Raw genomic sequence first — 20823 nt, 5'->3', positions numbered from 1 at the left:
AAGCGATAATTGCTTAGTTAGCAGTTTAGCTTTACGCAAACGTAAACGATAGATTTATAGCTAGGCGTGTATACGTTAGAAGGTAAAATAGAAAGTGGCAAGTCAAGTTTACAGCACATTTGTAACAGGAAGATAAAATCAGCGAAAAAACAAAGTTAACCCGCTGATTTTCAAAAATAAGATTTTAACCTAATAACTGGTCAGTCTTGGCTGCCATAATAAAGTCATTCCGGTGCAATCCCTTGATAGAGTGTGACCACCAAGTCACTGTGACTTTACCCCACTCAGTGAATATACCGGGATGATGAAATTCTTCTTCTGCTAACTCAGCCAATTTATTCGTAAATGCCATTGCGAGTTTAAAGTTTTTAAACTTATACACTCGCTCAAGTTGCATAATACCGTCGCGGACCTGCACGCTCCAGTCAGGGATCATCCGCACAAGTTCGGCCAATTCCTCATCGGTCACTTTAGGCGCATCGGCTTGGCACGCTTCACATTTCATATCAGATAACACAGTCATACTTACTCCTCTTGGCAACCGCTATAGGGGCATTCAGTTGCACTTTACTCATTACTTATCAAATAACTAAACCAAATCATCCAGCAAATTATGATTAACTCGCCTTCGCTTTCGGAGGATATTTAGGGGGAAATAAACCTAACTGACGAGCCTTAGTGACATAACTCATAATGTCCATTTTGGCAATGTCATCCAACATCTCAATATGCTCAATCACATAGTAAATCGGTTGCATAATATCGATTCGGTAAGGTGTGCGCAGCACATCCAGTAAATCAAAGGGCTTACGTTCGGGTACTTCGCTCTCCATTGCATATAGGGTTTCACCGGGTGAACTTAAAATGCCACCGCCATAGATACATAAGGGGCCCTCTTTTGGTTGAAGTAAGCCAAACTCAACGGTAAACCAGTATAAACGCGCTAAAAATATCCGTTCTTCTTTGCTAGCATTTAAACCCAATTGGCCATACATATGCGAAAAATTGGCAAATGAAGGATTGGTAAGCAAAGGACAATGACCAAAAATTTCGTGAAAAATATCTGGTTCTTGCAGGTAATCAAACTCTTCCTTACGGCGAATGAATGTCGCCACTGGAAACGCTTTATTCGCTAAGAGTTCAAAAAAGTGGCCGAATGATATTAGTGCGGGTACTGCTGCCGTTTTCCAGCCTGTTGTTGCCTGTAATACAAGATCAACTTCAGCGAGTTGTGGAATACGATCCTTTGGCATCGCTAACGCATCGAGTCCATTAAGGTATTCCAGACAAGCTCGGCCAGGGAGATTAACCGCTTGGCGGGCGTAAAGTTGGCTCCAAATATCATGCTCTTCTTGCGAGTAATCTATATACCCAGTGTCATCAGCCTTGCGGGCGATGTAGGTGGTTCCTTTAGTCATATCATTCACTTCATACTGACGCTGATAGTGTCAATAGTGAGCTAAGCCTTGTTTTTTGTTAACTCCCTCACACTTTATTGTTCAATCAATCTTGTGACGTAAACGTAAAGCAAATATTACAAAATCATTGTAATCCTCAATAAACGAAAGTTTATTGCCAACAATATATAACTCTTAATGTTACATGTAAGACTAACGACTGATAAAACACCGAAATACCGATAAAATTCAGTGTTTGTAAATAGCTTTTCTGTGCAGGTCATTTACAATATTGGCCATTAACCGCCTCTCCTTGACCTAAAAGGTTCGCAATGAAACAACATCAAATTCGTAAAGCCGTTATTCCTGTCGCAGGCCTAGGCACTCGTATGCTTCCCGCGACCAAAGCTATTCCCAAGGAAATGCTACCCGTTGTTGATAAGCCATTGATTCAGTATGTCGTCAGTGAAGCTATTGCGGCTGGGATCAAAGAAATTGTACTCGTAACTCATGCCAGTAAAAACTCCATCGAAAACCATTTCGATACCAGTTTTGAATTAGAAGCCCAGCTAGAACGCCGTGTAAAGCGTCAACTGCTAGAAGCTGTTCAGTCTATTTGTCCTAAAGATGTAACTGTGATCAGTGTTCGCCAATCCCAGGCTAAAGGTTTAGGTCATGCTATTTTATGTGCCAAATCCGTTGTAGGTGACGCTCCTTTTGCCGTATTGCTACCTGACGTCATCATCGATGATGCAAGTTGCAACCTCAGCAAAGACAACTTGGCTGCGATGGTTGAGCTTTTTGATGAGACGCAAGTGGGCCAGATCATGGTTGAAGGTGTGCCACACAACATGGTCAACCAATACGGTATTGCCGATGTGAATGGCCATGATTTACAACCAGGTGAATCTGAACCATTAGTCGAACTGGTAGAAAAACCACCAGTAGATGAAGCGCCTTCTAACTTAGCCGTTGTTGGTCGTTATGTATTACCTGCCAGCATCTGGCCATTACTGGCTAAAACACCTGCAGGTGCGGGCGATGAAATCCAATTAACGGATGCGATTGCGATGTTAATGAAGCAAGAAACCGTAAATGCTTACTACATGGAAGGTAAGAGCCACGACTGCGGTAACAAACAAGGTTATATGCGTGCTAACGTTGAATATGCCCTGCGCCACAGCGAGATCGGTGAAGATTTTGCGCACTATTTAAAAAACGTTGTAAAAGGAATTAAATAATGACGATTTTAGTGACCGGAGGTGCTGGCTATATTGGCACCCATACCGTTGTTGAATTACTCAAAGCGGGTAGCGAGGTAATTGTTTTAGACAACTTGTCTAATTCGAGCATCGAAGCATTAAACCGTGTTGAACGGATAACAGGTAAATCGGTCACGTTTTATCAGGGCGATATTCTTAATAAAGCATTATTACAAAAAGTCTTTAGCGATCATGCTATCGACTCTGTGATCCATTTTGCAGGGCTAAAAGCAGTGGGAGAATCTGTTGCTAAGCCCCTTAAGTATTATGAGAATAATGTCACTGGTACCTTAGTCCTCTGCCAAGTTATGGCGGAGTTTAAGGTGAAAAATCTTGTTTTTAGCTCATCAGCAACCGTCTATGGTGATCCTGCAAGCTTGCCTATTACTGAAGATTTCCCAACAGGGGCAACCAATCCCTATGGCCAATCTAAACTAATGGTTGAACATATATTGGCAGATCTTCACCATAGCGATCCAAGTTGGAATATTGCACGCCTTCGTTATTTTAATCCCGTCGGAGCCCACTCCAGTGGCCTGATAGGTGAAGACCCTAACGATATTCCTAATAACTTGATGCCATTTATTGCCCAAGTTGCAGTAGGTAAACGTGCCGTCTTAAGCGTATTTGGCCATGATTATCCAACTCACGATGGTACGGGTGTACGTGACTATATCCATGTGGTGGATTTAGCCAAAGGCCATTTAAAAGCCCTTGAGAAACTCGCCACAAGACCGGGCCTTGTCACTTATAACTTAGGTACAGGTCAAGGTTACAGTGTATTAGATATGGTTAAAGCCTTTGAAAAAGCCTGCGGTAAAACGATTGCCTATCAAATTGCGCCGCGTCGCCCCGGTGATATTGCCGCTTGCTATGCCGATCCCACTCACGCGAAGCAAAGCCTAGGCTGGCATGCAACCCATACTCTAGAAGACATGGCTAATAGTAGTTGGCATTGGCAATCAACCAATCCAAATGGATATAAAGGATAATAAAATAAATGGCTTGTAGAAATATCACAGGCCATTTTTATTATCATCTAAACCATTATTTTTGTTGTGAATGATCGACATACAGAAGAACAACATGACGCAGAGTATTAATCACAGTCGCCGTAACCTTTTTAGCCGCCGAAGAAATAATGCGCTAAGACCGCCTTGGGTACGTGATGATATCGAGTTCACCGATGTGTGCACTCGCTGTTCTGCCTGTATTAATGCCTGTGAAACTCAAATTATTGTGAAAGGTGATGGTGGATATCCTGAAATATCTTTTAATAACAATGAATGCACTTTCTGTACCCTTTGTGCAAAACATTGTCCTGAAGATATTTTTGATCTGACCCAAACAGCATGGCAAATCAAAGCACAGATCCAAGAGAATTGCTTAACTTATCAAGGGATATGGTGCCAAAGCTGTAAGGATGCCTGTGAACCCCGAGCGATTAGTTTCATCCTCAGTGTAGGCAAGGCTCCCAGCCCGACGATCAATCTTGAGCAATGCACAGGTTGCGGTGCCTGCGTGGCCCCCTGTCCAAGTCAAGCTATCGCAATTAAATCAATAGAATGAATACCTAAAAAATACGTCGACACTTAGCTGTGCTTATACTTTGATTTACGCTAAGATCTCGCGCCTAATTAGATTGGATGACCTTATTATGTTTGGGAAAAAATCCTTTTTTACCCCTAAGCCAAAACTTGCGCTAAGTTTTATTGCAAACGGCACTAAACTCACTGGCAATATTGAGTTTTCAGGTGATGTGCTCATTGGTGGTGAAATCTGTGGTCAAATACTGTCAAATGCCAATATCACCATAGAACAAGGGGGAAATGTCCAAGGGGAAATTAAATGCCAAGAATTTATGGTCAATGGATACTTTAAAGGCCGTTTGATCTGTGAGCGTTTAGTGATCCAACGTAATGGCATAGTCGATGGAGAAGTCGCCAGTACATCCATGCAAATTATGGAGGGTGGGCAATTTATCGGATTAAGGATCAAAGAAGATACGTCGACAATTCGAACACATACTCTCCCTTCCCCGCAAGAAACGCTTATTTGCCACAAAAATTAACCCACAGATTTTCCATAAACTTGCCTATCATTTGGCCTTTCGAGCTAGTACAAAATCAACCTCATCCTACCTAATGCGCCCTACCCCTTTAGTAGTAATTTACAATGGTTAAATATTTGTTACTTTGCAAATGAAGTCACAGTTAATCCGTACAACTAATGCTAACGTTAACGCCTAAAAAGGCGCTATCGATATGGTGTTTCAGTGGTTTTTTATAAATCGATAGGAGTAACGTATTAAAGGTTAAGTGCGCAAAGCTGAATAATAAAATAAACAAGCGCACATTAAGAGTCATTATAGGGCAATAAAAAATGAGCAACCCGTTACTAAAACAAATCTGTGAACTTGATGTGTTTACTTTACTGGTTTTTAAGACAATTTTCGATACTGGACACGCCAATAGTGCAGCTAAAGCACTGGATGTTTCAGCCCCCAAGATCAGCCGTTGTCTTAATGCATTACGTTTGACCTTTAACGATGAGCTATTCTACCGGCGCCAGCAAGGGCTAAAACCGACACCTTTAGCCGAAAGTTTATACGCCGCAATTTGCCAATTTACAAACTCAGTTTACAATCTTGAGCAATCAGCACTTCAAATCCAAAATACCCATAACACAACAGATTTACCCCTACATATTGCTGTCAGTAATGAGTTACTGAGTTTCTTAGCACCACAACTTAGCTCACCAGATGTGATAACCCAATTAGGTAAAATACGATTACATAAATGGCAAGAAAATAGTGCTGAATTAATTCACGCAGGCGAACTAGATTTTGGAATTACCTTAGAAAATGCCGATAATAAAGAATTAAGCTATACCAGATTGGGTTGTATATCAGGGATCTATGTTGTGGCTTCAAAACATCATCCAATCTGGCAAACTGAATTAAGTATTACACTAGAGCATATTTGCCGCCATCCATTTTTATGCTTAGATCTGAAAGGGTTTAATAGCAAAGTCGATCCACTTGAATTTTTCTGCCAACGCCAAGGTATACTATTACCTTCAATTGATAGAGTTATAGATAGGGAAGAATGGTATGCCCACTTGCTCACGATACAAAGTGTGGCATTTTGTTCAAGTATCGATATGCACACAGTGAAGCATATGCCCGGGCTCAAGCTAGTGCCATTATCACTCACTGAGCTACACCGCTTACACGATTCTATGCTGCCGCCGCAATATTATTTAGTTGAAAAGCCAAGGGCTCGTAGACGCTACAGCCAAACACAATGCGATATTGTCGTTAGTCCACTTATCACAACACTTATCCCAACCCTATAAAACCGCAGAGAGATGCTTCAAGGTTAACATAATGTTAGCCTTGTTATTTTATCCTCGTTTCATTCTCCATACATGCCAATTTATTAAGTTATCTCCGATAAAAATGCGCTATCTATTGTACATCTCAAAAATAAAAGCCGGATATTATTCAGGCTGACGCTTAAATGAAAATTAATCTAATTAATTTATTAAAACTCAACGCAAATATTTGCAATATTAATCACATTTATTTTAGGTTATTTCATTTTTCACAATGATTAAATTCATCTTTTGAAATTACCATTTTAAGTTGTTAAATCATCCTTCACATATCAGATACAAACTCACAAATACCACTTTATAAGTAGATGGTTCGCCCTATATTAGAGACGCTGCACACGCAGTCTTATAGAAAGAAAAGGGACGCGATGATGAAAAACTACAATAAATCTCTACTGGTACTGGCACTCACCAGTGCCCTATGTTTAACCGCCTGCGGAGACGGTGATGATGGTAAAGATGGCGCACCTGGTACACCAGGGACTCCTGGAACGCCAGGCACCCCCGGAACACCTGGTACGCCAGGGGCACCAGCAGGAACATTTGCTAAAACCGCTGACTCAATTACCGACCTCAAATTTACTGTAAGTCCTCAAGATATCAAGGTAACGAGCAGTGAAGGATTCAGTATTAAGTTTTCATTAACAGGTAAAAATGCAGGTAAAGATGTTCCCTTTATGGGACTCGACAAAATAGCCATTTACTCCTTAACCGCCAATGAAAACACTTCAGGTACGGGTGCACCAATTGAATGGCAGAATAATGCAACAGCAAATCAAGCCGGTACTTCATTAACTTGTACTTTAACGGGCCTTAACGGTACTAAAAACGCTTGTACTTTAACTGAAGATGTAAATAATCCAGGCAGCTATACGGCGAGTTGGACTTATTCTGGTGCCGCACCAATCATCAATCCAAACGATAATCCGAATGCATTGCACAGAGTTATCTTGCGAGCCTACAACATCGTAAATAGCACTGGTGTCGCTTTATCTGACAAAGTATTGTCTGCACCTGTTGACTTTATTCCTGCTACCGATGAATTAGCAGTATCAGCAAAAGATACAGTAAGCAGCGCCGCATGTATCAAGTGTCATGGCGAAGTCGATGGCCATATTGCGAAAATTGAAGCTCACCACAACTATCAAAGTGTTGAAAACTGTGTCGCTTGCCATAACCCAGATCTTGTACCGACTGAAGCGCAATTAGCCGAAGGCTGGGTGTTTGATTTTGGTCCAATGATCCACAGACTCCATGCTGGCCATCACATTAGTGGTAGTCTAAGTGGTGAAGCAAAAGAATACTTTGGTGAAATTGGCTTCCCATCGGACTTAAAAGAATGTAAATCCTGCCATGATGGCGCCTCTAGCTATAACACAAATATTTATGCGCAGGCCTGTGTGGGTTGCCATATCAATGTGAACTTTACCACAGGAGAAAACCATTCTGAGTTTGGTTTAGCGCAGACGGATGATACTCAATGTAAAGCATGTCATGGTACTGGCAGCTTAGCGCCTGAAACCGTACACAGTGTAGGCAAACGCGCAGAGTATGCATCGCTGTTTACCGTTGATTTTACGGGCGCATCCGTTGGACCATCAGCCACGCTAGGCATGAAAACATTAACATTAACCGCAAATGTCACCATGAATGGCGCACCTATTCCTAATGGCACAAGTTTAGCCACCTATAATGCAACAACAAACCCAACAGGTATGTTTGTTGCTAACGGCTTATTACTCGGTAATGTTGCTAACGATGGTACCGTTTACGCTTGGTCTGATGTTAAACCAACACCAATCAGTCTGAAACTAGAACATGGTACATTATCCAGTGGTATCTTAACTTTTGTGAAAGAGATTCCTGATGCGCAAGCGCTAGGCACTATCTATGTTGGTTCTGAAGCTAACGTCTGTATTAAAGCGGGCAAAGTGGTCAGTTGTAATGCGACAGGGCTTGAGTTTGGTCTAACCAATCCGATTGGTGTCAACTCTGCAATTAAGTTTTACAGCTTAGATAGCAGTACTGTCGTCAAAGCGCGTATGGCCGATCCTGCTCGTATTACCGTGGAAGAAGCAAAATGTAATGCATGCCATGGCACCTTGGATTATATCAAAGGTACTCGACATGGCACTTACACCTTTGATCAATGTATGCACTGTCATAATGAGACTACAGGTTCAACATATCATCCAACTGTTGTGTATAAAGGTACAGATGGCAGCAAAGTAATCAATCCGAATGTCACCTTCAAGAACAAAGACTTATTCACCGTATCACACCGTTTCCACAGTGGTAACTTTGATGTTATCGCAGGGATCTTCCGTGATGCTGAAGGTAAATTAGTTGGTTATCCTTCTCCCGAAACTGCATGTTCAGCATGTCATAAAGATAATACTAAACTGTTTGCGAATGACGGTGGTTTAGCTTCAGCAAAACGTTCAGTCAAAGTTGGGAATTACTATATTTCACCTGTGGCTGAATCATGCCGTAGTTGTCACGCTCACTCAGATGCAGCAGCGGTAGCGCACTTTAGAACTAATGGCGCAATTGTCGAAGCTGATGCAGTGACAGATGCGAACTTGCCGATTGAATCTTGTGCAACCTGCCATGCTGAAGGCAAAACCTATGGCATAGATAAGGTACACGCAGGGGGTGCACACTAGTACCTGAGGGTAGCCCTGCACTACTCTACGTAGTGCCCCTGCAATTCATTGGGGACCATTAAGGTCCCCTTTTTTATCGCCTTTTTATCGTGTAATAATCAGAGAAACAGGCGTACTAAATCGGCAAATAAGCTTCAATCTAATGACTCGGTTTATGAATGAGAGCCATGGACTGCGAACTGCCAGTTAAATATGGATGTTGTTCAAATGTAGGGCCGCACCGTCTGATGTGAAAGGATTTACAAATGCCGCGATGGCATTAATGCCAAAAAGCGTCCATGGAGTGGACGGTCGTCTCGCCAATCACCCTGGCTCACCTGTTTAACATCGGTGTAGCCTGTAAGTTTTAAAGAAATACACAGCACGTTTGTGGACAAAAGCGTCATAGACCCTTTGTTCTAACGCGTCTGTTTCGGATTAAAATTTCTATGGGCTAACGCCGCATTAAGGTGTGAGCAGCGATTGGCTATACTTGAGCGAAGCGAAAGCGCCAAGTGTTGCTAATCACTCTTAAATGCTTTGTTATATTTTTTGAACATACATTTCTAACTGTTCTTTTTGAAACGAGTAGATTTGTTCATGGGACATATCAATCATAATGTCATTGTAACCGCTTACCTCTAATTCATTTAAAGATTTAGATGGCACGCCTTTATATTCAGTTCTTTTTGTGAGTAACAGTGCTTTTTCAGGTGACAATGGATAGTAGAACTCCAATTCATCGTGATCTTTGACTTGCTTATCAAAAGCTGCGTAAGTGTTAATAATCGGTTGGTCACTAGTAAGAAAAGGGGAAGATGTGTGATTTTCTAAAATAACCGAACTCCACTGCGATCGCTCAGCATATATACTCCAAGCCAAAGAAGTAGAAAACATATGACTTAGGATATTCCATGCTTTATCCACATCAAGCAAGCCTAACTCAGATACTGAAGATGCCGCGTTTTCTTTCATATTCTTAGTTCGGAAATACTGAACGCAAAAATAATGAATAAACTCGATAGCATTATCTTCATCTGCAAGAAAGTTAGTCCCATTATCTAGGAAACCATCCAAAAACTTTATTGCACCTTCTTCTATTCCACAATGAAAATCTTCACCTAAGTTAATTATTTGCTTCTCAATCTCAGCTTCGAACTCATCGTCGCTTAACCCATGCTTATTGACTTGTTCACGGATTCTAAATACGGCGGTAAAGAGTTCCACCCACCCATGATTCAATTTTTGTATTGCCTCAGAGGTATGCTGATTGATCAATAATGTTAAAAACGAGACTTCTTGTTTTGTTAACTCATTAAGGCGATAGAAGTCTCGCTCTTGCCCTATATTCATTAAGTTAGTTGGAAAAACCTTCTTGTTTCTTACACACCATATTTGCTCATTATCAGACCAAGAACGCAGATAATTACGCCAAACATAATGATGTCTTCTTTTTTTCATACTTCAAAACTCAAATAAAAATATAACGCCAAGCTAAGCGGCGCAGCAAGCTGCGTCCTTGCTTGAGCGTCTTGTTAGCTGTTCGGTCGATTCTTCTTGATAGTCTTAATCATACGTTGGGCGTATTTATCAACAACATGCTCAACCAAATATATATTCTGGGCCAATAGGGTTACGTTATAGTTTCGCTGCTCCAGAATAGCCATCAGCATAGTTAAACCTTCTGTGCCAAGACCAAAATCTCCATTTGCATAAGAGTTCATTATTCGCTGCAAATTAGTGTCTTTCGGGCTTATTTGAAAAGAAACTTCCTCATCTCTTGCCGCAAAATACCGTTGTACAGCAATTTGTACTAGAGGCATAATTACAGTCGCTGCGACACTGCAACCTGCAATTATTAGTTCTACAGAGCCTTTACGAACATCTACAATTTCAGGTCTTTTATGTGGTTTATCCACTACTTTAGTGTAGCGATTAAACGGGCGCGATTTTTCACCAAAGAACTTTTCAGTTCTTTCCTTCTCGCCAGACTCAACCAGCTCTGCAAAGTCGACCAACTGGCTCAAGTCTGATGATAACCAGCCTATTTCGTAGAGATTCGTTAAATCTCCACCAAAATAAATTTTTACTTCATTATCTTCCATGTAATCCCCGACTAGGAAAGACAGCTAACGCTTTGCTAATTGGCTGCCGCAGCGTAACGTAGGCAGTCCAGTGGAGGCCACGCTGTTTGTGGCCGGAATGAAATTAAGCAACTTGTTAGGAGTTTTTCTGTCCGCCATGAATTAGCTCTTTATTGACCTCATTGATGAACGCCTCAACCACATTTAGCGAAAGCCCACTTTTATGGAAGTGGATTTTTGCCTGTTTTTCCTTATAACTGACTAGCTCTGCTTCGATTATTAATTCGTTATCGAGTGTGCATTCCAAGCTAAGTGTATCGAAGTCGTTAGCGCTTGTAACAACAAGGGTATATTTTCTTCCTTCAATTTCCATGTTACTCAAGACTCCTAACGTCTTAGTATTTATGCGCTGCGCTGTTTGCAGGGCATAAATCGCTTGTTGGACTTGGCACTGCCACATCCGTGTAAATGGGTGTAAATCATGCTATAGGAATTTGCTTTTTTACGGTAGTGGTTTTTATACAGTTTGATGGGTAATTACTTGATATTGTGTTAGCTTTCTCATTATTAAATTCCCACGTCAGACAAATTGCTGACCCTGATTAACAGTATTATGACCTCGCATTCAGGCTGATACTCGTATGACATTTACTCATTAGCTTACGTGATTGCGGTTGGATAGAACTGATAAGGCCAAAACTCTGTAGCATTACTAAAATTAGGTCAACATACTGATGTTGTAGTGAGCTAGATGCCACTTTGCTAACGAGGAATGGGGCATAAATTGCGTTTTGGACTTGCCAGTAGCTACATCCGTGTCAATTGGTATAAATGATGCTAAAGGAATTGGCTTTGTTGCGGTAGCAGTTTTTTATTCAGTTGGTGGGTAACCCAAAGTTCATCCAAATTGGAACCGACCATATGGCGTCACTCTTGATTTTTATCCCAGATGGACCGGCGTGACAAGCTATGGTCAATGGCAATAGCTGCAGTAAGAGTATCCAGTTCATTGATATCATCATTGCACGGGGTTTGTATCTGTTTTGGGTTGTGCAGCGCGGTAAGCGTCCATGATTGGAGCCCAGGCCATGCCACTGGGTGTAGGGTACTGTTGATAGGCATCACGATATGCTTTATCAAAATCGTCGAACCACACTTTGTAGACTTTAGTGATGGGATTTTCCTTGTCTTGCGAGGTTTGAATTTCCTTAGCAATCCCCCTAGCCAGCAGGATATCAGGCTTCACTTTGGCATTGGTTAAAAACGCCTCGACATAACCTCCGGTCGCCATACCCAGCCCAATATTCCTACGACGCTCTTCACGCCACACATCCCTCACTTTGAAGCGATAAGGTTGCGCAATTATGCTTTCTAACTCTGCTGGCAACGCCAAACTTATGCGATAGCGCTTCTTGTCGTGAAATGAAATCCACTCTAGCTCCACCTGATCCGGAATCGGCCGTGTGGTGTGACTTCCTTTAGAAATACTCCAGCGATAGTCTTTTTCTTTTAACCCTTCAACCCCGAAAAATCCGGCAGAACCATTGGTTGAGGCATCCACCAACTTACCATGACGATAAAAGAGTACCTCGGTTACCCAAAGTTCATCTGAGTTGGAGCCCACCATATGGCGCCACTCTAGATTTTTTGGCTCAGTTGGAACAGTCTGACAAGCTGTGGTCAATGGCAACAGCAGCAATAATAGTATCCAGCGCATTAATAACCTCCCTTTTGGTTACCCGTCATCTTGCTAACCTCTTTTTCACCCATTCTATTGTGGATACTGACTAGCCCGGTATCCGCGCTGTAGCGCAAGTGTACTGAGATCACTAAATTATTACGCTTCGCCCCGTTTCATTTCATCTGCATCCTAGGGCCCTATATGCGGTGCGATTCTGCTATTTCTCTGCCCCATTTACGCACCTGTTCATAATCCGGCGCGGTGTCCGGATTTTCCCAATATACGAAAACCAAAACTCGATCTGGTAGATGTAAGTTGCCTGATTCGTACCACTCAATTTGAAGATTGTTAAATCCCCCATCGATCATGCCTCGTCGCATAGACTCAAAGTCATCTTCATTTAATGACTGAATAGAAGAGTCTCCTTCTCTCCATGTAACGATAATGTGGTACGTATTTCGATTCATATTTTCAGACACCTAACATTTTATTAGTGCAATGCTTCAGCCAGAGCGTTTCGACTTGTTAAGCGTTAGTGGTACGAGCCAGCCACTCGCTCATTGAATTTGATACCTTTTTAACATCACTACCATCATGATGGAATATCCATATGTAATGGTATAGCGAGTCTGGCCACTCTATTAAAGCTAATATTAGATTATTGAGGGCAAATACAAATGGCTAAACCTCGATAGATATCCATTTCAAACACGCTTTTGGGGCAATTGCTTTTTAGCTAAACGAACAGCGATAGGGTTAGTGAGAATTGGCATTATTGCACCAGTGACCTTCTCGTTTTAGTAGAGCCCTCAGACCTAACTATGAGTCCCCTGTGCAATTCGCTGCCTTAACAGTTTAATAAATTCTTTTGGGTCTCGGTCCAAACTGTCGTGGGGAATATAGAGGTGATAGCCTAAATGGGTATCAAGCATAACGCAGCGATGACCAAACATCGCCAGCACACCACGATATCTGTCCCCTTCAATCACTAAAGGACTAAATTCAGTACCAAGGTATGTCTCTAGGGTAGCAAGATCTTCCTGCTGAGAAGCAGCGGTCACTAATAATGGACGTTGCTCAGTCAATAATCCTGTCGCTAAGCGTAGGGATATGTTATCGAGAACCGGATTTAAGTGTTTTAATTTAATGCCTAAATAAGACAGTTCAATGGTGTTGAAACCTTGAGTCACACGAGGAATATCAAGACGCTGAATATTATCCCATGCGATGAACACTTTTCCGCGGCGATGAAAATAACTTAATCCTTTTTCATCTAAGCTTATCGTCGTTTCAGGCTCATAGACCTTCGCTAATCCCAAGATCAGTGCAATCGCCCCTAAACTGAAAAAAACTAGCCCTATTGCAAAAAGTGTTGGGAAAAGGATGAATAACCCAAAGCCTAATATAAGAGAACAGGCGCCTCCCCAAGTGAGCGTTAATCCATTTCGCTTAGATAATGGTCGTACCGATACCACGTCAGACTCTGAGGTCATGTTTTATTCCTGTTTTATCCAAAGCCATAAACGGCCAATATATTCGTGGATGGCCCGCTGGGATGACACGAGATTATCGGCAGTCAGTCGCCACCAAAAATCATCCCGCGCCCTAAAATCCGTAGGAGCAGCACTGGCCAATAAGCCTTTCCCAGTGAAAATAGCCATAGCCCTTGGCATATGAGATGCCGATGTGACCAAACGAAAAGATGAATCTCCAAGTTCCCACTTGAGATATTGCGCTTCTTCTAGGGTATCTCTCGCTAGCGGAAATTGAATAATTTTACTTTTATCAACCCCTAACTCCACTGCAGCCTTCGCCATCATTTCTGCATGGGAAATTTGGGTAAGTTCTCCTCCCCAGCCACTGACAATCAAAATACAATCCTGACCAAGCCCTAGCTGACGAATCCCCTCTGATAGTCTGGCTAACGCAACTGCCGATAAGGACTGTACTGCGGTTGCTGCTTGAATATCTGAGTGAGAAGAGCCTAACACCATGACAAAGCATTGACCGCTAATAGGCGTGGAATTAATGGGATAGATTGATTCTAGCGGGCGAACAAGTGTGCTTACGCTTAGTTGGCTACTTAAAAAGAGCAAAAGGATAAAAGCACTCGCCACTAAATATTTCGCCATAGTACGGCGCCAAATAAATAAAGAAACAAGCAATAACAGCAGGATAAAGGGAATAGGCATTATTCCCTGCGAGACCACTTTCTTAACCCAAAACATGAAGATCCATGCCAAATAACCCAAAGAAGCGCAATCATAGCATCAAAAGTGCCATAAACGCATCGCCCAGCATTTAGCTGGGCGATGGTATAAATAATCTGTTCGCAGGGATTATTTTTCCCACAACCAAGCGGCGCCACGCACCCCAGACGAACAACCATAAAGGTTTTGTAATACTGGTGTACGGCATTCTCGTCCAACCACGTAACAGGTTAGTAGTGCTGGCAATCGAGGATAAATCGCTTCAACATTCGACATGCCACCACCTAGCACTATCGCGTCAGGGTCGAGTAAGTTAATGACATGGGCAAGGGAGCGCGCAAGCCTATCCACATAGCGTTCAAAGGCTGCCATCGCAATGATATCGCCTTTATCAACCAGAGCCATAATATCAGCACCCGATTTAGCCAAGGCCCCAGAATCACTCACAGCAATAAGCGCCGCATTGTAGTCACGCACAAAACCAGTTCCAGAGATAAAGGTTTCAATACAATCTGGATTACCACAAAAACAGCGGGTCGTATTGAACTCATCTTTTGTCATCCAAGGTAACGGATTATGGCCCCATTCGCCGCCAATTCCATTTCCACCCGCATGAACCCTACCGTTAATGGCAACACCAGCACCACAACCTGTACCAATGATCACGCCAAAAACCACAGACCTCCCTGCCGCCGCACCATCTATAGCTTCCGATATTGCAAAGCAATTGGCATCATTCGCAACCCTAACCTCACGCTCAAGCAATTCGCCTAAATTCACATCGAGAGGGTGACCATTAATCCATGTCGAATTGGCATTTTTCACTAAACCTGAATAGGGAGAAATCACCCCTGGGATCCCAACGCCAACAGTGCCTTTCTCACCCAGCGTCGCCTCAGCTTCGTAAACTAGATCAGCAATGGCCCTAAGGGTGCCTTGATAGTCACGGGGGGTCGTAATACGTTTACGAAAAAGCTCATTGCCTTCTTCACTAAGGGCCACTAATTCTATTTTTGTTCCACCTAAATCCACGCCTATGCGTATCATAACAATGACTCCAGTGTGCCTCTTTTGCCTTATCGAGTTGATATATAACCATCACGCAATTCACCGATCTGGTTATCCTACCCAGCCCGGTGCTGTAGCAATAAAATAAGGGTTTAATATTTCCGATTTTTGATTATAAGTTAACGCATCATCTGAGCCGTAACGAACTACTTTCCCCCCAGCACTTTCCAGTACGGCCTGCGCCGCAGCCGTATCCCATTCACTGGTTGGGCCTAATCGAGGGTACAAATCGGCGTCACCTTGTGCCAATAGACAAAATTTGAGTGAGCTTCCTACACTGAGCATCTTATGCTCACCTAGCCGCGCTAAATATTCGGCGAGATCTGGACTTAAATGCGAACGACTACCCACGATAATAGGCACATCGCGTTGACAGGTAACCCCAGCAAGGGGCTCCTCAACATCCTTTTTTTGCCGCCATGCGCCTAAATGTTTAGCGCCATAATAAAAGGTATTAAACACGGGGGCATAAACAACACCAGCAATTGCAATCCCTTGATGAATAAGCGCAATATTAACGGTAAACTCACCATTTCGCTTAATAAATTCTTTGGTGCCATCTAAAGGATCAATAAGCCAATAGCATTGCCATTGACGCCGCTCCTCCCATGGAATATCCGAAGCTTCTTCAGACATCACAGGGATACCAGAAAATCGCGCAGTAAGCGCTTGCACAATAATATGATGCGCAGCAACATCTGCCATCGTGATAGGACTATCATCTCCCTTATGGCTGACGACAACATCATCCTGTTCGTAAATCGCCATAATCGCATCACCCGCAGCCTTGGCTATATTAACAACCTCAAGCAAATCTTGCTTTGTGAGTGTTAGTGCAATTGCCCTTTTATCGATCACCACAATATCCTTCATTCCGCAAATATCTTGGCATTATGCCACTGTCATCAATTGAAAATTAAGAATAAATTAATCATTCACCAAGCTAAATCGACTAAGGCAGATGTGTTAAACCGCTTCATCAAATAAAGCCTGTAAATCAGCCACAGTGTGATGACCGCGTTGCGCTAGAAAGCCTAACAATACAGATGGACTACGGTTAAGTAGCTGAGATTTGGGATATCCTGCGGCATCAATGATGGCTAGGGCTCGTTCAAATCCCCCTAAGCTAAAAGCCACATGGGAGTCTGAGCCCATCACAAGAATGGTGCCAAACTCCTTCGCCGCTTTTGCAATCGCGGTGCAATTGGCTTCACTGCCCTTACGCGACACTTCAAAGGAAGAGTTATTGATTTCAAGGGCAACACCGTATTCGGCTGCCGCACGAGCAACAGCATCAATATCAATAGGATATGCAGGATTACCTGGGTGGGTAATGATATCGACCTTGCCACTCTTAATGGTATTAATCATGGCTTCGGTATGGGTTGCTTTATCCGAGGGTGGATAGACAGGCTCATGGAATCCCGCAAGCACGATATCAAGCTGCTTTAGATAATCCCCAAAGAAATCAATCTCGCCGTCGATATTTTTAATATTTGCCTCAATACCACGAAGGATCCCAACACCATCAACCATACGCGGCAGCACTCTTAAATTCACAAAATGCCAAAAATGCGGTGCATCTGCCATAGCGGGACCATGATCTGTCGTTGCAAATAGACGGATCCCCTTTTGTTTCGCCACCGCTAAATAGTCATGAATCGTGCTATAGGCATGGGTCGATGCCACGGTATGTGTATGAGTGTCGACTTGGTACTGCATGGTTCACCTCAGTCAAATAATGTAATTATTAAAAGAAACGGGTCCGAATTAGCTAAAAAGCGATAACAGTTCATCGGCACTACCCTGCCATGCCCCTTTGCCTTTCCCTTCAAGAATACTGTCGGCCAAATTTTGCTTATGCTGCTGCATTTCTTGGATTTTTTCCTCAACAGTACCTTCAGCAATTAATTTATACACAAATACTGGCTTATCTTGACCAATACGATGTGCCCTATCTGTGGCTTGCTTTTCTGCGGCAGGGTTCCACCAAGGGTCGTAATGAATAACGGTATCGGCAGCCGTGAGATTTAGCCCTGTTCCCCCGGCCTTTAAACTGATTAAAAACACAGGTGTATCACCGTCTTGGAATCGATCAATCTGCGCTTGACGCCAACGGGTTTGTCCTGTCAGTTTACTGTAATCAATATTTAACGATTGCAGCTCTGCTTCAATCAAGGTCAACATGCTAGTGAACTGGCTGAATATCAATACCTTACGACCTTCTTGCACCATCTCAGGCAAGTTTTGCTTAAGCCAATCCAGCTTAGCATTATTCTTTACTTTTTGTGCTTGCTCTAACTTGACTAAACGCGGATCACAGCAGGCCTGACGTAGCTTTAACAGCGCATCTAAAAATTCAATATGGCTACTGTTAACACCTTGGTTTGCAAATAGATCCCGCAGTTTTTTCTCCATGACTAAGCGAATACTCTCATAGAGATTACGCTGATCTTTCTCAAGTTCTAAGATTTGAGCGATTTCGGTTTTCGCCGGTAATTCACTGACGACTTCATCTTTTGTTCTACGCAGCACAAAAGGAGCAATACGCTGGCTCAATGCCTTTGCCTTATCTGTATCGCCATAACGCTCGATACTATGTCTAAAGGATTTGTTAAAAAAGGCATTTGTCCCTAAAAGCCCTGGTAAACAAAAATCCATCAAAGACTTAAGCTCACCTAAGTGATTTTCCAGTGGCGTTCCTGTTAAACATAACTTGAATGGGGAGCGTAACTCTTTAATTATTTGAGTCACTTTTGCTTGGGCATTTTTAATCTGCTGGGCTTCATCTAAGACAATATGTTCAAATATATGCGGCTGATAATATTCGCTATCACGCATCATTAACGGATAGGTCGTTACAACAACATCAAATTCATTTAAGCACTCAAGCAAGGGTTTACGGGCTGCACCATGGATCACCACCAGCTTTAATGAAGGGGCAAACTTAGTCGCCTCTTTGGCCCAGTTACCCACTAAACTCGTGGGACAAATGATTAAACTTGGTGAGGAACTCGCTCCCGTGGACTTAAGCGCTTGCTGCTTGAGTAAAAAGGCCAATGTTTGAATCGTTTTACCGAGTCCCATATCATCGGCCAAAATGCCACCAAGCTGATATTCCTTTAAAAAACAGAGCCAATTTAAACCTTGATGTTGATAATGTCGTAATTCAGCTTGTAATTGCTGAGGTAAATCCACCTCAACGACACCCTGAAATTGATCCAATTTTGCCGCCAGACTTCTCACCCGTTCACCATTTAATAAACGTATTTCACTCTCGACAAAATCATTCAGCAAATGGGCTCGATACTTTGGTAACGCAACACTGTGGCCTTTGTGACTCTCAAATAGTTCTAAAATAATGCTCACTAATGGTTTAATCACACTGGCTTTGACTTTTAACCAATCACCATTTGGGCTTGGGAGTAATAATTCAGCATCATCCGCAGGTTCCCCATGCTGTTTAAGCCAAGTGGCAATCAGGGGCAACATAGGAATACTTTGGCCATCAATATCCGCATTGAGAGATAGGGAAAACCAGCCTTCCTCTGAGTCATCAAGCTCAATAGCAAGAGGAGTATCAATCACATTTAAGCTAAAGTTTTCGGCATAACAGACTTGGTAACCCAAGTCCTCTAAGGCCGGAATACAGAGCTCAATAAACCTTAACCACTTTTTAATGGCTTCAGGTAAATGCCCTAAACTCCAAATACTACTTAGGCTATTGCTATTAGGGAAAAATGAGGGATCAAGTTCAGCAAATTCTAACGCCATCAAACGAGTAATCGCGTCTTTTTCCAACGCGACCTGCCGCATGACTTGGTATGTTTTGCCTCCCTGAGTGACTAAAGATAGCGGCTCATCAATATAACGCCCCCCAAGCACCACATCTTGATAAACATACTCCAGTAATACGAATGGTTGAGCCATCGCATGCTCAGGTAAGTCCTGTGACGTTAGCGTTAACCTTATCTGCAAAGGTGCCTGAAGTTCTACAAAATCAATCGGAAGAGGTGTGGGAACTACTTTGGCGGAGAAATGTTTTATCAGCTTATGACTCACCGTTTCTATCTGTGAACTTGGCACCGGAGGCATATGATTTAACAACATTAACTTATCGATACTAATGTCTGTTTTTACAGCTCCTACCTTAAAGTAATCCAACTCAATATAAGCAGGTGGCGCGGTGGAGATCAGCTCCCAATTGTCCTTATTGGGCAACACCAACTGTATTTGTTTATGCTCACTATCAATATCACTCCAGACAAAAACAGGGCTTACCGCCTCCCCTTGACTCAGAGGAATACGGCTTTCCTCCCAAAAACAACGTTCGGTCGCAAGCATTCTCTCTAACGCGACCGCACCTAACTGCGCTTTTAAATAGAGACGTGAAGCACCGTGGCGACGGGTCGACATAACCAAGTTAAGAATAAGCACATCATCAGAACCGATCCAAGCGGGCATAAAATATTGCACATCGGATAGCGCAACCTTTGACCCTTTGTTGTACCCACCTTTCTTAGCCAATTTGCCTCGGCGAAATTCAACAAATACACCATTATCATCCTTCGAAAGCACATAGAGCACACGATCTTCATAAAGCGTATCAACGTCATAAAGTTTAAGATCATCGGCTTCATCCAGTAAATGTAGCCATTGGGTAATACGTTGATCTTCTACCGTTTTATCACTGAGCAAACTGTAAAGTACAGCGGCAATATGTTTGCAATGCCCCGTTGCAGGACAGGAACAAAAACCGTTCATGATCAGCTTATGGTTAACGCTAACAAGACGGATATCTTGTCGATAAGGAGCACGTTCAGTACCGCTGACCAAACCTTCAATATGGCGAAAATCAGCGTTTGCTTTTACGTTTAATACCCGCCCTTTCATCACATAATCACGGGCTCGCATTAACGTCGGCGGCGTGAATAATGACTCAACGGAGGCTTGAGTCAATTGAATTGGCTCTTGGGGGGATAAACGATTCATCAGCAAAACCTTGAAACTAAAAATACCCGCAGACGGCATCACGCTATTGTCTGCGAGCATTTATCAATGAGTGATTGGGATTGTATTG

At 42.7% G+C, this 20823-nt stretch carries 18 protein-coding genes; 6 read left to right on the top strand and 12 right to left on the bottom strand.

Annotation, left to right across the window (positions count from 1 at the left end; all coding sequences use genetic code 11):
- Positions 1-184 precede the first annotated feature (184 nt).
- The gene (locus tag MZ182_RS06630; protein WP_011789989.1) at positions 185-523 is read right to left on the bottom strand and encodes a 4a-hydroxytetrahydrobiopterin dehydratase; all 339 of its coding nucleotides are present in this window, start codon (positions 521-523) and stop codon (positions 185-187) included.
- Positions 524-617: 94 nt separating this feature from the next.
- The gene (phhA, locus tag MZ182_RS06625) at positions 618-1418 is read right to left on the bottom strand and encodes a phenylalanine 4-monooxygenase (protein WP_115015589.1); all 801 of its coding nucleotides are present in this window, start codon (positions 1416-1418) and stop codon (positions 618-620) included.
- Between the two features lie 311 nt (positions 1419-1729).
- Between phhA and galU the strand changes: the two genes are divergently transcribed.
- The 6 genes from galU to MZ182_RS06595 all read left to right on the top strand — a co-directional run bounded on the left by galU (position 1730) and on the right by MZ182_RS06595 (position 8721).
- Positions 1730-2638, top strand: coding sequence for a UTP--glucose-1-phosphate uridylyltransferase GalU (gene galU / locus MZ182_RS06620; RefSeq protein ID WP_011789991.1), 909 nt, complete (start codon positions 1730-1732; stop codon positions 2636-2638).
- On the top strand, positions 2638-3651 hold the full coding sequence (gene galE / locus MZ182_RS06615) for a UDP-glucose 4-epimerase GalE (protein ID WP_011919000.1): 1014 nt from the start codon (positions 2638-2640) through the stop codon (positions 3649-3651). The genes galU and galE overlap by 1 nt, the downstream gene beginning before the upstream one ends.
- A gap of 94 nt (positions 3652-3745) precedes the next feature.
- Positions 3746-4228, top strand: coding sequence for a ferredoxin-type protein NapF (gene napF / locus MZ182_RS06610; protein WP_014610233.1), 483 nt, complete (start codon positions 3746-3748; stop codon positions 4226-4228).
- Positions 4229-4316: 88 nt separating this feature from the next.
- The gene (locus MZ182_RS06605; protein ID WP_011789994.1) at positions 4317-4730 is read left to right on the top strand and encodes a bactofilin family protein; all 414 of its coding nucleotides are present in this window, start codon (positions 4317-4319) and stop codon (positions 4728-4730) included.
- Positions 4731-5041: 311 nt separating this feature from the next.
- Positions 5042-6016: a LysR family transcriptional regulator gene (locus MZ182_RS06600; protein WP_011918998.1), complete on the top strand. Its 975-nt coding sequence runs from the start codon at positions 5042-5044 to the stop codon at positions 6014-6016.
- A 407-nt stretch (positions 6017-6423) separates the two neighbouring features.
- The gene (locus MZ182_RS06595) at positions 6424-8721 is read left to right on the top strand and encodes an OmcA/MtrC family decaheme c-type cytochrome (protein ID WP_115015593.1); all 2298 of its coding nucleotides are present in this window, start codon (positions 6424-6426) and stop codon (positions 8719-8721) included.
- A 522-nt stretch (positions 8722-9243) separates the two neighbouring features.
- Here the strand turns inward: MZ182_RS06595 and MZ182_RS06590 are convergent.
- The 10 genes from MZ182_RS06590 to MZ182_RS06545 form a co-directional block, all read right to left on the bottom strand.
- Positions 9244-10161, bottom strand: coding sequence for a DUF4238 domain-containing protein (locus MZ182_RS06590; protein ID WP_248065689.1), 918 nt, complete (start codon positions 10159-10161; stop codon positions 9244-9246).
- A gap of 74 nt (positions 10162-10235) precedes the next feature.
- Positions 10236-10805, bottom strand: a complete 570-nt coding sequence (locus MZ182_RS06585; protein WP_248065688.1) for a hypothetical protein — start codon at positions 10803-10805, stop codon at positions 10236-10238.
- A 115-nt stretch (positions 10806-10920) separates the two neighbouring features.
- The gene (locus MZ182_RS06580) at positions 10921-11157 is read right to left on the bottom strand and encodes a hypothetical protein (RefSeq protein WP_248065687.1); all 237 of its coding nucleotides are present in this window, start codon (positions 11155-11157) and stop codon (positions 10921-10923) included.
- 645 nt (positions 11158-11802) lie between these two features.
- On the bottom strand, positions 11803-12501 hold the full coding sequence (locus MZ182_RS06575; protein ID WP_115015209.1) for a DUF2931 family protein: 699 nt from the start codon (positions 12499-12501) through the stop codon (positions 11803-11805).
- 779 nt (positions 12502-13280) lie between these two features.
- A complete protein-coding gene (locus MZ182_RS06570; protein WP_248065686.1) occupies positions 13281-13958 on the bottom strand; it encodes a DUF2982 domain-containing protein in 678 nt (225 codons plus the stop codon).
- 3 nt (positions 13959-13961) lie between these two features.
- The gene (locus tag MZ182_RS06565; protein ID WP_011918991.1) at positions 13962-14657 is read right to left on the bottom strand and encodes a YdcF family protein; all 696 of its coding nucleotides are present in this window, start codon (positions 14655-14657) and stop codon (positions 13962-13964) included.
- 147 nt (positions 14658-14804) lie between these two features.
- Positions 14805-15722, bottom strand: coding sequence for a fructokinase (gene mak, locus MZ182_RS06560; protein WP_248065685.1), 918 nt, complete (start codon positions 15720-15722; stop codon positions 14805-14807).
- A gap of 72 nt (positions 15723-15794) precedes the next feature.
- Positions 15795-16616 (bottom strand): 3'(2'),5'-bisphosphate nucleotidase CysQ, encoded by an 822-nt coding sequence (gene cysQ, locus MZ182_RS06555; protein ID WP_262917224.1) that lies wholly within the window; start codon positions 16614-16616, stop codon positions 15795-15797.
- A 93-nt stretch (positions 16617-16709) separates the two neighbouring features.
- Positions 16710-17465, bottom strand: a complete 756-nt coding sequence (locus MZ182_RS06550) for a phosphatase (protein ID WP_011790007.1) — start codon at positions 17463-17465, stop codon at positions 16710-16712.
- A gap of 48 nt (positions 17466-17513) precedes the next feature.
- The gene (locus MZ182_RS06545) at positions 17514-20735 is read right to left on the bottom strand and encodes a DEAD/DEAH box helicase (protein WP_248065684.1); all 3222 of its coding nucleotides are present in this window, start codon (positions 20733-20735) and stop codon (positions 17514-17516) included.
- Between the last annotated feature and the right edge of the window lie 88 nt (positions 20736-20823).

Source organism: Shewanella sp. JNE2, from assembly GCF_023159115.1.
Taxonomy (GTDB): Bacteria; Pseudomonadota; Gammaproteobacteria; order Enterobacterales; family Shewanellaceae; genus Shewanella; species Shewanella putrefaciens.
The sequence above is the reverse complement of the archived record's forward strand: the minus strand, read 5'-3'. Positions and strand labels throughout refer to the sequence as shown.